This window comes from Actinomadura darangshiensis (genome assembly GCF_004349235.1).
GTDB lineage: Bacteria > Actinomycetota > Actinomycetes > Streptosporangiales > Streptosporangiaceae > Spirillospora > Spirillospora darangshiensis.
The window spans coordinates 1-11,716 of sequence record NZ_SMKY01000277.1 but is presented as its reverse complement, the minus strand read 5'-3'; the positions used below and the strand labels follow the sequence as shown (position 1 = coordinate 11,716).

The 11,716-nt window shown below is 71.2% G+C and carries 14 protein-coding genes; 4 read left to right on the top strand and 10 right to left on the bottom strand.

Annotated features, from left to right (window positions below):
• The first annotated feature begins 319 nt into the window (after positions 1-319).
• Entirely contained in the window at positions 320-1,132 is an 813-nt protein-coding gene (locus tag E1293_RS37475) for a DUF6745 domain-containing protein (RefSeq protein ID WP_207939320.1), read from the top strand.
• Positions 1,133-1,143: 11 nt separating this feature from the next.
• Entirely contained in the window at positions 1,144-1,581 is a 438-nt protein-coding gene (locus E1293_RS37470) for a hypothetical protein (protein ID WP_132203294.1), read from the top strand.
• 13 nt (positions 1,582-1,594) lie between these two features.
• Here the strand turns inward: E1293_RS37470 and E1293_RS37465 are convergent, their stop codons facing one another.
• The 6 genes from E1293_RS37465 to E1293_RS37440 all read right to left on the bottom strand — a co-directional run bounded on the left by E1293_RS37465 (position 1,595) and on the right by E1293_RS37440 (position 7,572).
• A complete protein-coding gene (locus E1293_RS37465) occupies positions 1,595-2,707 on the bottom strand; it encodes a serpin family protein (protein WP_207939319.1) in 1,113 nt (370 codons plus the stop codon).
• A gap of 336 nt (positions 2,708-3,043) precedes the next feature.
• Complete coding sequence (locus E1293_RS37460; protein ID WP_207939318.1) at positions 3,044-3,439, bottom strand: hypothetical protein; 396 nt, start codon at positions 3,437-3,439, stop codon at positions 3,044-3,046.
• A 44-nt stretch (positions 3,440-3,483) separates the two neighbouring features.
• The gene (locus E1293_RS37455; RefSeq protein ID WP_132203292.1) at positions 3,484-3,969 is read right to left on the bottom strand and encodes a GNAT family N-acetyltransferase; all 486 of its coding nucleotides are present in this window, start codon (positions 3,967-3,969) and stop codon (positions 3,484-3,486) included.
• Between the two features lie 37 nt (positions 3,970-4,006).
• Positions 4,007-5,506 (bottom strand): aldehyde dehydrogenase family protein, encoded by a 1,500-nt coding sequence (locus E1293_RS37450; protein ID WP_132203290.1) that lies wholly within the window; start codon positions 5,504-5,506, stop codon positions 4,007-4,009.
• A 66-nt stretch (positions 5,507-5,572) separates the two neighbouring features.
• Entirely contained in the window at positions 5,573-6,928 is a 1,356-nt protein-coding gene (locus E1293_RS37445; protein WP_132203288.1) for a carotenoid oxygenase family protein, read from the bottom strand.
• Positions 6,929-6,951: 23 nt separating this feature from the next.
• Entirely contained in the window at positions 6,952-7,572 is a 621-nt protein-coding gene (locus tag E1293_RS37440; protein ID WP_132203286.1) for a hypothetical protein, read from the bottom strand.
• A gap of 98 nt (positions 7,573-7,670) precedes the next feature.
• Between E1293_RS37440 and E1293_RS37435 the strand changes: the two genes are divergently transcribed.
• Positions 7,671-8,204: a PadR family transcriptional regulator gene (locus E1293_RS37435; RefSeq protein WP_132203284.1), complete on the top strand. Its 534-nt coding sequence runs from the start codon at positions 7,671-7,673 to the stop codon at positions 8,202-8,204.
• Between the two features lie 32 nt (positions 8,205-8,236).
• On the opposite strand, the gene E1293_RS37430 is transcribed toward E1293_RS37435, so the two are convergent.
• Positions 8,237-9,058, bottom strand: coding sequence for an SDR family oxidoreductase (locus E1293_RS37430; RefSeq protein ID WP_132203282.1), 822 nt, complete (start codon positions 9,056-9,058; stop codon positions 8,237-8,239).
• Between the two features lie 81 nt (positions 9,059-9,139).
• Between E1293_RS37430 and E1293_RS37425 the strand changes: the two genes are divergently transcribed.
• Positions 9,140-9,760 carry a TetR/AcrR family transcriptional regulator gene (locus E1293_RS37425; RefSeq protein WP_243717128.1) on the top strand — a complete coding sequence of 207 codons (621 nt, stop codon included), beginning with the start codon at positions 9,140-9,142 and terminating at the stop codon, positions 9,758-9,760.
• Here the strand turns inward: E1293_RS37425 and E1293_RS37420 are convergent.
• The 3 genes from E1293_RS37420 to E1293_RS37410 form a co-directional block, all read right to left on the bottom strand.
• Positions 9,757-10,578: a site-2 protease family protein gene (locus tag E1293_RS37420; RefSeq protein ID WP_132203278.1), complete on the bottom strand. Its 822-nt coding sequence runs from the start codon at positions 10,576-10,578 to the stop codon at positions 9,757-9,759. The genes E1293_RS37425 and E1293_RS37420 overlap by 4 nt on opposite strands.
• A gap of 83 nt (positions 10,579-10,661) precedes the next feature.
• Positions 10,662-11,246 carry a TetR/AcrR family transcriptional regulator gene (locus tag E1293_RS37415; protein WP_132203276.1) on the bottom strand — a complete coding sequence of 195 codons (585 nt, stop codon included), beginning with the start codon at positions 11,244-11,246 and terminating at the stop codon, positions 10,662-10,664.
• A gap of 31 nt (positions 11,247-11,277) precedes the next feature.
• A complete protein-coding gene (locus E1293_RS37410) occupies positions 11,278-11,685 on the bottom strand; it encodes a DUF3224 domain-containing protein (RefSeq protein ID WP_243717126.1) in 408 nt (135 codons plus the stop codon).
• Between the last annotated feature and the right edge of the window lie 31 nt (positions 11,686-11,716).

The following is an 11,716-nucleotide window of genomic DNA, read 5'->3' as shown; positions in this document are numbered from 1 at the left end:
GTGTCAGGATCCGGGGCATGATCTTTGAGAGGGGCGTTGCCGCCCTCGGCTGGTGAGCGAGTTCGCGCAGCGGGAAGCTGCGCTCATCCGTGCGGAGTGGCTCGGGCATCTGCTGTCCACCGAGCCCGCCGACCGTCCGGCCGCCGAAGCGGCCATTTCTGAGCTGTACGGGCTGATCGGGCTCGATCCACCGCGTTTCCACTGGGTCTCTTCGCCTGTGGCGGCTTTGGAGACTCTGCCGCCTGGGTTCCGGCCGCGAGCGTCCGAGGGCGCGGACCGCCTTTCCGAGTGGCCTCTGCCGTCCCGTTTCCGCAGCCTGATGAGCCAGGTGTCCGCGCAGCTGGACGTCCGGGTCATGCGGGGTTACCGGCCGCTGGACCAAATGATGGGGCAACTGGTGCGGGCACCGATCCTGGCCTCCTCCCGGAACACTCTCCGCATGGCGCTGCGCTCGGCCAACGAGTTGGTCGAGCAGGGCGCCGTCTGGTACGCGGCCCTGTGCGTCTCCTGGGCCGCGCATTACGACGGGGTTCGCCGGACGTCCGGTGTGGTCTTCACGCCCGAGCAGAACCGCCTGCTCGACCTGTGGGCGACGCTGGGCAGGTCCTGCGGCTGGTGGTGGCCGCGCGAGAGCGTCTGCGTCGTCTCCGAGCGGCCCGTCGAGGTCCACACGGAGGTCTGGGGCGACGACGGGCGGGTGCGGTTGCACCGCTCGGACGGGCCCGCGATCCGGAACGCCGACGGCTGGGAGGTGCACGCCTGGCACGGGACGAGGGTGCCGTCCTGGGTGATCGACGATCCGGACGTCGAGCGGATCGCGCGGGAGACCAACGTCGAGGTCAGGCGGTGCGCCATCGAGAACATCGGCTGGGGCGCCTACATCGACCGGGCCGGGCTGCGGCTCGTGGCCGCCGCGCCGGACCCCGGCAATCCCGGCTCCGAGCTGCGGCTGTACGACCTGCGGGAACGGACCAGGGTGCTGCTCGCCGTCAACGGGTCCGCCGAGCGCGACGGGCACCGCCGCCGGTACGGGCTGACCGTGCCGGGCGGCATCGAAGACCCGGTCGCCGCCGCCGGATGGACCTACGGGCTGTCCGCGGACCAGTACGCACGACTCCTCCGACGAACCTGAAGGTGATTCCCATGACCGTGACCCTCGCGTCCCTCTCCCGGCAGACCGGGCTCGCCGTGCTCGACCATCTTGAGCGGTCGGTGCGCATCCCCGTCGTCGACGGCCTCCAGGCCCAGGGCGACCTGATCGTCGTCCCCATGTCCGAAGTGTCCCTGTCGATCCTGGCGGACGCCCCGTGGACGGACGTCCCGTCCGAGGGCGTCGAGCTGCTCCGGGGCGCGGCGGGCGGCAACCCGCACACCCTCGTCGCCGACCCCGGCACCTGCCGCTGGACGACGTACGTGTCGGACTCCACCCGCCTCGCGATCGGCGTCTTCGAGGCGTCGGCCCCCGTCTACCTGCTGCATCCCGAGCACGGTGCCTCGGGTTGCACGCCGGGCCGCTACGCCGTCCGGCGCCAGCGCGAGTACACGGTCGACGGCTGGGGCTCGCGCCTCGTCGCCGACTGAACCGCGGCCCCGTTCAGGCGGCGGCGGACCGGTCCACCCAGCCGGTGGTGAGGACGAGCCCGGACGGGCGGTGGACGGCGAGGAACCCGAACGGCGCCTCGAACGTGACCGCGACGCGCCGAGCGCGATAGGTCTCGGTGGGCGGGGCGCTGCCGGCGAGCATGCCGAACGAGGTGACGGCCGCCGCCTCGAAGCCCTCCGCGTCGAAGCGGGCGAGGGCGTTCTGCCCGGCCTGGCCGATCGCCAGCGGGAAGGCGCCGATGCCGGGGAAGTGGCCGCGGGTCTGGTCGGTGACGGTGTCCAGCCCGAAGACGTCCGGCAGATCCAGGAGGTCATGGGACGCGGTGACCGTGAAGGCCGGAAGCGTCAGCCGGAGCGACGCACGGGGGGACCATGCCTCTTCGAACCAGACGGTGACGCCTGGGCCGGTGGTCCCTTCGGGAAGGTCGTCGGCGTTGGTGACGGGGTGGCGGCCTTCCAGCGTCCCGAACGCGGCGGCGAGCACCTGGCCAGGGGGCTGATCGCCCTGGACGAGGTGGACGTCGATGTCCTCCACCCCGGCGACGCAGGCCATGGTGACGGGGCCGTTCGGTGTGCCGGCGACCAGCGCACGAAGGTCGTGGGTGGTGCGGGACAGGACGGTGTCACCGTCGAAGGGGTCGGCCCAGGCGGTCCGTGCGGTGAGCGCGGACGCCAGGACCAGCCGCGTGTCCCGGGTCACCCTCGTGGGGATTTCCTGGATGAGGCCGTCGGTCTTCTCGGCCGCCCAGGCGTCGAGGCGGCGCTGGTCGTCCGCCGGTTCGCCGGTCAGCGTGCCGCGCGTGCCGGCGGGCGGTGACCAGGACGGATCGAGGTCGAGGTCGCGGCGCGTCCACAGCCCCAGGGCGCACCGGACGGCGTCGGCGTCGTCGAGCAGCGCCAGCAGTTCCGCTCCCGCCCCTGCGGCAGCGGCGGCGTCCAGCCCGACGGCGGTCGCCAGCTCGTCGCGTCCGGGGCCCGTCGCGGCGGTCGCCAGCAGCGCGAGGAGCGGCCAGGCGCCGGGGCCCGCCATCACGGTGGACGTGCCGTCGCACGTCGCGGCCCAGCGTTCCGACATGGCGTTCGCGGCGGTGATGGTCTGCTCCACGAACGCTGGATCATGCCAGGGCACGCCCTTCGCGGCAAGGCGCTCGTCCTGGAAAAGAAGAACGCCCCCGTCGGCTGACGGGGGCGTGGGCTTCCGCGGACGGGCCGCGGGCGTCACCGCTTGAGGGCCTTGGCGATGCGGACGCGGCGGGCCTTCTTCGCCTCCGCGCGCAGCTCGCGTACTCGGTCCTCGATGACGGCCTTGCTGAACTCGTGGCGTAGCATCTGCTTCTCCTTGTTCCTGCCGGTCCCTCTTGGCCCGACATGTACAAGGTTCGCCCTAAGCCCCCACTCCCCACATGGGGATGACGCCTTATCTAAGCCGCCTAGGACCGCCTTAGTCCCCGTCGATCGGCTCACGGGCGGGTAGGCCGCGTAGGAGGACGTCCAGGAACAGCTCGAACCGTGGTTCGCCGTCGCCGAGGTCTAGGGCCTGTTCCTGAGCGGCCAGCCAGCTCACCAGTGACGTGCCGAAGATGTACCAGCTCTGCTCGGCCAGCTCCGGTGGGACGCCCGACGCGGTGAAGGCTCGGACGACGCCGGCTCTGAGCCGTCCGAACGACTCGGCGTTGTGGCGGTGCGGGCGGGACGTGCGCGTCGCGTAGCCGGGGACGGCGAGGAACTCGTCGTGCATCGACCAGGCGAGCCGGCGCAGCCAGGACCGCCACTGGCCGGGACCGGGCTCGTCCACGGGCAGGATCCGCTCCACCATGACCTCGCTGACCATGTCCATCAGCTCGTCGCGGGCGCCGCGCTACTGCTTCCCGGACGCCCGGGTCACGCGACCTCGACGAAGCCCAAGTGGCCGTAGAGGCGGCGGGCGCGGTGGTTGCGGCGGGTGACGGCGAGGGTGAGGGTGTCGTGGCCCTGTTCGGCGAGGGCGTGCATGACCGCCTGGACGAGACCGCGCCCCAGGCCGCGCCCGGCGTGGGCGGGGGCGGTGAAGAGGAAGGCGAGCAGCGGCAGGTCGCGGTAGAGGGTGACCAGGGCGGCTCCCACTGGACGGCCCTCGTATTCCGAAACGAAAGAGGCGGTGCCGAGGAACGTGCCGTATTCGCCGGCCAAGGTGAGGTGGACCTCACGCACGGCGCCTGGGAGGTCTCCCACGTCGGCCTCGTCCGGCGTGCCGCGGTAGGCGTCCCACATCAGGGCGGCAAGGGCCGGGACGTCGTCGCCGGTGAACAGGCGGAAACCGGGCGGCGGCGGGGGCGTCGGGCCCAGCGTCGCCTGCAGGCGGCTGCGTACGGGGGCGCCGGAGGTCATGGTGCGAGTCTAGGCGGCGCCCCCGCCGCGCCCTCGGTCACCGCTTGTAGCGGCGGCCGTGGATCATGTTGATCATGCCGAGGACGCGGGCCATTTCCTTCTCGGTGCGGGCGAACGTCGTGAGGTTCATCGTCGCGAACCGCTGCCGCGTGATGGCCTTCGGCCGGGTGAACTCGCGCAGGCCGTCCGCGCCGTGGATGCGGCCGAAGCCCGACTCGCCGACGCCGCCGAACGGCAGCGCCGCGACCTGGGCGAACGCGGCGAACGCGTTGATGGACGTCATGCCGGACCGCATCCGGCGGGCGATGTCCAGGGCGCGGGACTTGTCGCCGGAGAAGATCGTCCCGGCGAGGCCGTAGCCGGTCTTGTTGGCCTTCTCGACCGCCTCGTCGAGGTCCTTCACCCGGTGCACGGTGATCGTCGGCCCGAACGTCTCCTCGCACACGGCGGACGAGTCGTCCGGCACGTTGGTCAGCACGACCGGCTCCACGTACGGCTTGCGGACGGACTCGGCGCCGCCGACGACCGCCTTGCCGCCCTTGTCCAGCGCGTCCTTGATGTGCCGTTCGATGATGTCCAGCTGGGACGGCATCGTGATCGGCCCGTACGCGGCCTCCCGATCGAAGCCGGGACGCAGCTCGGCGGCCTTCTCGGTCAGCTTGCCGAGGAACTTGTCGTACGCCTCGTCCACGACGTAGATGCGCTCGACGCCGATGCAGGTCTGGCCCGCGTTCGACATGGCGCCCCACAGCGCGGCGTCGGCGGCGGCGTCGAGGTCGGCGTCGGAGTCGACGATGCAGGCGTCCTTGCCGCCGCACTCGGCGACGATCGGGGTGAGGTTCTCGGCGCAGGCCGCCATGACGCGCTTGGCGGTGCGGGCCGAGCCGGTGAAGGCGACCTTGTTCACGTGCGGGGACGAGGCGAGCGCCGCGCCCGTCTCGCCGAGTCCGGTGACCGTCTGCAGGACGGGGTGCTCCGGGATCACCGCGGCGAACAGCTCCTCCAGGAACACCCCGACGCCCGGGGTGTACTCGGACGGCTTGAACACCACGGCGTTGCCGGCGGCGAGCGCGTAGGCGATCGAGCCCATCGGGGTGAAGATCGGGTAGTTCCACGGCCCGATGACGCCGACGACGCCGAGCGGCTGGTACTCCAGCACGCACTTCTGGTTGATCGCCATGAGCCCGGGGTAGACGTTGCGCGGCCCGAGGGTCTTCTGCGCGTTGCGGGCGGCCCAGTCCAGGTGCGTGATCGCCATGATCGTCTCAAGCTGGGCGTCCTGCACCGGCTTGCCGGTCTCCTGGTGGATGAGCTCGGCCATCCGGTTCAGGTTGCGGGCGAGCGACCCCTTGACGTTGAGCAGCCGGAGCCTGCGCTCCTTCCAGCCGAGGGCACGCCACCACCCGGCCGCCTCCTGGGCACGGTCGACCGCCGCCGCCACGGCGGCGCCGTCCCGCACCGGATGCTCGGCGACGACCTCGCCGGTGGCCGGGTTCAGGGACGCGAACGTCTCGGTGTTCTCCGTGGCCACGGACATGAGCGACCTCCCGGGAGGAGCCTGGTAAGTGATTGCTTGCGCGGTTGTACCGGCTAGTAAATCACCCTAGGCCCCGATTCGGGTGTCGGGGATCCAGCTTCCGTGGAATCCGGCCGGCACGCGGCGCGGCAGCTGGACGCTCGCGGTGTGCGACAGGTCGGAGGCGTCCAGCACCAGCAGCGCGGACGCGGACCCGCGGGTGACGATCGACAGCAGCCAGCCCTCGTCCTCGCCGCGGGCGTCCGCCGCCGGGACGAACACGGCCTCGCCGACGTGGGCGTCCGGCCCGCAGTCGTGCTCGGACGCGCCCCTCCCGCCCAGGTCGTACTTCACGATCGAGTTCTCGGCCACCGTGTAGAGGTAGCGGTGCGCGAGGCCCGTCCGGCCGTCGTGGTGGGTGGGGAACTCCACGTTCCGGTCGTCGAGCGGCTCCTCGGCGGCCTGCCCGGTCGCCGGGTCCAGGACCCAGCGGTGCAGGTGGGCGTTCTCCGACTTCGCCGCCTCGGTGGCGGGGTCGACCGTCCCGCCGATCTTCTGCCAGAGGCGCGCGAAGTCCTCGGGACGGTAGCGCGCCGCGTCCAGGACGATCCGCCCGGCGGCGTCCTCGTGCGCGTTGCCGACGTGGAACACGTAGCAGGGGCCGGCCTCGAACCACTGGACGCCGCCCGCGCCGTCGCGCCGCATCACGCCGAGCCGGGCGCCGTACGACTCGTCCCAGCGGTAGGGCATGTTCCGCCCGGACATCGCCAGGTCGAGGTCGAACACCACCGGCAGGTCGAGCCACACGACATGGTTCTCGGTGATCGCGAAGTCGTGCATCATCGTCGAGCCGGGCACCTCGACCTCGCGGCTCTCGACCAGCTCGCCGGCCGCCGACAGCCGGTGGTAGGTGAGGAAGGGCTCGAAGATCCCGTAGCCGAAGAACAGCAGGTCGCCGGTGACCGGGTCCTCCTTCGGGTGCGCGGTCATCGCGGTCTTGAGCCGCCCGCCGAAGTCGCAGGCGCCTGCCGTCGCCAGGTCGGGCGTCACCTCGTAGGGGAATCCCGCCTCGACCAGCGCCCAGATCCTGCCCGCGTGCGGGACCACGTGCGTGTTGGCCTGCACCGAGCGGCGGTCGAACGTGAGGTCGTCGCGGACGTACGGCGTCCCGTGCAGGTAGGCGTCCGTCCGGACCCAGCGGTTGCGATACCACTCGGCGCGGCCGGCCCGCAGCCGCACGCCGTGGATCATGCCGTGGCCGCTGAACCAGTGCCCGCTCGGCTCGCCCGGCTTCGGGTTCGGGCCGTTGCGGAAGTAGCGGCCGGCCAGCTCGGCGGGCAGCGTTCCGGTGACCTTGAGGTTGTAGGCGTCGGTCTCGTCGGGGACGGGCGCCAGCTGTCCGTCCAGCCAGGCGGTGGGATGCTCGGCGGTGTTCTCGCTCATCTCCATGCTCCGTTCCGGTGGGATCAGAAGGAGGACCGGTTGGGTGCGGCGGGGGCGCCCGGCGTCTGCGTCAACGGTAGACCGAGCCGGGCGAAATAGCGCTTCTGCGCGACCTCGGGATAGCGGGCGGTGAAGACGGCCGGCACCGTGAACCCGGTGATCTTGGCGGCGATCAGCAGGGCGGTGCTGTCCGGCGCCCAGTGCTGGACGCAGCCGAGGATGATCGCGATCACGACGAAGCTCGCGGCCCACACCGTCGTCAGGACGCGGTTGATGCTCGTGAAGAGGGCGGTCGCGGCGATCTCGGCGGACACCGAGCGGCGCGCGATGCCCGCGGTGAAGGGGCGGCCGAGCAGGAGCGTCCCCCAGGCGGTGACGCCGAGCCAGCCGATCGCGAGCGAGGCGCCGTAGTCCATCACCGGCGATTCGGGGGCGGTGAACGCGACCGCGGTGAGTACGGCCATGAACACCGTGGTGGAGACCTCCAGGATCAGCGAGTCGCCCCGGTGGCCGCGGAGGAGGTCCTGGGCGAGCAGCGCCAGCGCCGCGACCAGCCCGCAGACGGCGCCGGCCCGGTCGTCGAAGCCGCTGACGACGGCGAGCAGGATCCAGGGGAGGAAGGTTCTGGCGTAGTACTTCAGCATGGCCGCAGGCCTCCTGGGGGAGCACATTCCAACTTTGACATGTCGAACTTAGACACTCAGAACTCGACATGTCAACACTGACATGTAGACTCCAGATCATGAGTTTGCGTCATGCGGTGCTCGGTCTCATCGCCGAGATGGACGGTGCCAGCGGCTACGACCTGCTGAAGAGGTTCGAGATCTCGCTCGGGAACGTGTGGCCGGCCCGGCAGAGCCAGCTCTACGGCGAACTCGGCAAGCTCGACGACGCCGGGCTGATCGAGGTCGCCGAGGAGGGGCCGCGCGGCCGCAAGGCGTACCGGATCACCGAGTCCGGACGCGCCGAGCTGCACCGGTGGATGGTGACCGTCCCCGCCAAGCCGAACCGCCGCGACGAGGGGCTGCTGCGGGTCTTCTTCCTCGGGCTGCTCGAACCGGGCGAGGCCCGGCACTACCTGCGCGGGCATGCGGAGGGGCTCGGAGCGTACCTCGACGAGCTGAGCGCGCTGGAGAAGGACATCGAGTGGGGGGACGACGACCTGTCCGTCTACGGGCGGCTGGTCATGGAGTACGGCAAGCGGTTCGCCGTGATGCGCCGCGACTGGGCCCAATGGGCACTGGAGGAGATCCAGGCCCTCGAAGAACACGAATAAGGGGGCCGGGCCCCGGCCCCCTTACTCGTGCCTCAGGAGAAGTCGCCGGCGTGGTCGGCGGCCCACTCCTTGAACATCCGGGCCGGGCGTCCGGTGATGCGCTCGACCTCCGGGGACGGCTCGGGCGGCTCCACGATCGACTTCGCGCGCAGGTGGAGCAGCACGTTCACCACGCCTTCGCTCATGTAGGGGCGGCTGAGCATCTCCGCCCGCGCATCCTCCGGCGCGATCTCCGCGAAGCGCGCCGGGCGGCCGATCGCCTCGCCGATGATGCGGACCATGTCCGGCTGGGTGAGGGTCTCCGGGCCGGTCAGGACCGGTTTCGCGCCGACGAGCCCGTCGGTGAGCAGGGCCTTCGCGGCCACCGCCGCGATGTCGCGCTCGTGGATCGGCGTGGTGCGCGCCGCCGCGTAGGGCTCGCGTACGGCGGTGCCCGCCCGGATCGCGTCCCGCCAGCCCAGCGTGTTCGTCGCGAACTCGCCGGGGCGCGTGAACGTCCATTCCATCCCCGAGTCCTCGATCGCCTGCTCGAACTCCAGATGGTGGGCGGCCAGCGTGTTGGCGGGGTCGTCGTCGAGCGTGGAGGCCGACGACAGCAGCACCACCCGCCGGACGCCGTGCTCGGCGGCACGTGCCAGCAGGTCGTCCAGGCCGGTCCAGAAGACGGCCGGGTTGAGGAAGACCGACGTGATGCCGTCGAGCGGCATGTCGGCGGTGCGGGCGACCTCGGCGTCGCCCGGCAGGCGCGCGGTCGCCGGGTCGCGGGTCAGCGCGCGGACCTTGGCGCCCGCGGTGAGCAGTTCGCCGACGAGGTGGCGTCCGACGTTTCCGGTTGCTCCGGTGACGAGAATCATGCGGCCATGTTCAACCGGATGGATGAATTTGTCAAACATCCAGATGGTTGAATGGGTCGGGCATCCGGCTATCATGAGGGCGTGACGGACGCGACGAGGCGCTCCCGGCGCTCGCCGGGCCCCGGCGAGCGCAAGCTGGACGCCGAACGCTCCCGGCACCTCCTCCTGGACGCGGCGCTGCAGGAGTTCTCCGCCAAGGGCTACGCGGGCGCCCGGGTCCAGGACATCGCCGACCGCGCCGGGGTCAACAAGCAGCTGATCAACTACTACTTCGGCGGCAAGGAGGGCCTCTACCACGCGATCGGCCGCCGCTGGCTGGAGCGGGAGGCCGAGATCAACGACCCGGCCCTGCCGCTGGACGCGGTGGTGGTGCGCTACCTGCGCAACACCCTCGACGACACGCTCGGAACGCGGCTGGACATCTGGCGCGGCCTGACCGAGGACGACGGCGAGCTCCCGCCCATCGAGCGCGAGGACCTCTCCGACCTGGAACGCCGGCAGGCCGCCGGAGAGCTGGCCGGCGACCTGGACCCCGCCGCCGTCATGCTCGCGATGATGGCGATGGTGGCGGCGCCGGTCGCGATGCCGCTCGCCGTCCGCCGCGTCTTCGGGCTGGACCCGTCCTCACCCGAGTTCCAGGAGCGCTACGCCGAGCAGCTGCGCCGCATCGTCCGCCACCTGGCCGGGCCCGCCGCGGACTAGTCCTTCCAGAACTGGAACAGGTAGTGCCCCAGCTCGATCGGGAAGTGGTCGATCGAGCCGTTCACCCGGAACGGGAAGTCGCCCAGCCCGATCGCGTCGGTGATGTAGTAGATGACGTTGAAGAAGCCCTCGTTGATCGGGCCGAGCCACAGCAGCGCGATCAGGATGAGGAACACGTAGCCGCCGTAGGCGTTCGCCTGGTCCGCCCAGCGGCGCGGCAGGTACGGCTCGACTATGCCGAAGCCGTCCAGCCCGGGGAACGGCAGCAGGTTCAGCACGGCCGCGGTGACCTGGAGAAACGCCAGGAACGCCAGCCCGGACCAGAACAGCGCGTGCTCGCTGTCGGCGAAGTTCTTGAAGATCACCGCGAGCATGACGGCGAACAGCGCGTTCGACAGCGGGCCCGCCGCCGAGATCAGGCTGTGCCGCAGCCTGCCCGGGATCACGTGCCGGTCGATCCACACCGCGCCGCCCGGCAGGCCGATCCCGCCCAGCACGATGAACACGACGGGGATGAGGAAGCTCAGCGTCACATCGGAGTACTTCAGCGGGTTCAGCGTCAGGTATCCCTTGGCGACGACGCTGCGGTCGCCCGACCGGTAGGCCATGTACGCGTGCCCGAACTCGTGCAGCGACAGCGACAGGATCCACGCGGCGATCACGAACCCGAACAGCGCGATCCGGCCCGGCCGCTCCAGGACCGTCCCGTACCGCCAGGCGATCAGGCCGCAGAGGACGGTCGCCGCCACGACCGCGAGGAACACCGGGCTCGGCCGGACGGCCGCGCTCCCTCGCGTCCCGCGTGCAGTGTCCTTCATCGGTTCCCGGCCCCTCTTCTCGCCGCGCCGCCGTGCCCGCGGCGCCCGTCCCGCCTGATCTTGACGCTACCCGCTCGCCGGAGTCACGGCGCCGCGATGACCGGAACGACATAGGTGCGCAGGAAGCGGCGCAGCCCGTCGGCGTCCCGGTCGCGGTCCATGACGATGAGCGAGGTGATGATGCGGAAGAGGAACTCCACGGTCCCCTCCACCTCGATGTCGGGGCGCAGCGTCCGCTGCCGCTGCGCCTGCTCGAAATAGGGCCGGACGTACTCGCAGCACAGCGCGAGCACGTGCTCGGCCGCCCCCGCCACCGCCGCCTGCATGTGCCCCGCCGCCTCCGGGACGAGGAAATGCGTGACGGTCGGCTCGTTGCGGACGTAGGCGACCGCGTCCATCGTGCCCTCGACGATCGCCTCCGGCACCGACCGCTCCCGGCGCAGCCGCTCGGCGAGCCCGTCCAGGAACCTCTGCAGGTCGCGCATCACCACGGCGAGGATCAGCTCCTCCCGGCCGCCGGTGATGCTCCGGTATACCGTCGCCCGCGACAGCTTCGCGGCGGCGGCGATGTCCTCGACCGTGGTCTTGGCCACGCCGAACCGGCCGAAGCACTCTTCGGCCGCGTCGATGATCCGCTCGCGGGTCGCGTCGCCGGTGACCGGGGGCATGACCCGAACATTACCGGCCGCGGCCGCTCCGCTAGTCCAGCGTGTACTCCAGCGCCCAGGAGTGCGACCCGTCCTCGGCCACGGTGATCTGCCCGACGCCCCGCAGGCCGGCGAGCTCGCCCGTTCCCGACGTCGGGACGATCAGCCATCGCAGCCACTGGGTGTCGGGCGTCCCGTCCTCGCTGCCCGCGCTGTGCTGCAGGACGAACGTCCCCTCACGCCCGTGCAGGATCCCCTGGACGTGCTCGACCCCCACATACGCGACGGGCCCCGCCGCCGACTCCACCGTGATCAGCTCACTGGAACTCGTCCCCACGAGATCCCCGTGAAAAGTCTTCCCGACATGCACCCGGGTCAGCTTGTTGCCGCCCTGCTCGTCATAAGGCTTGTCGGCATCCCACGCCTCGATCTCGAAGCTACCGCCGGCTTGAAACGTCATGCCCGCCATAATGCCCGCCCCACCCCGGCAC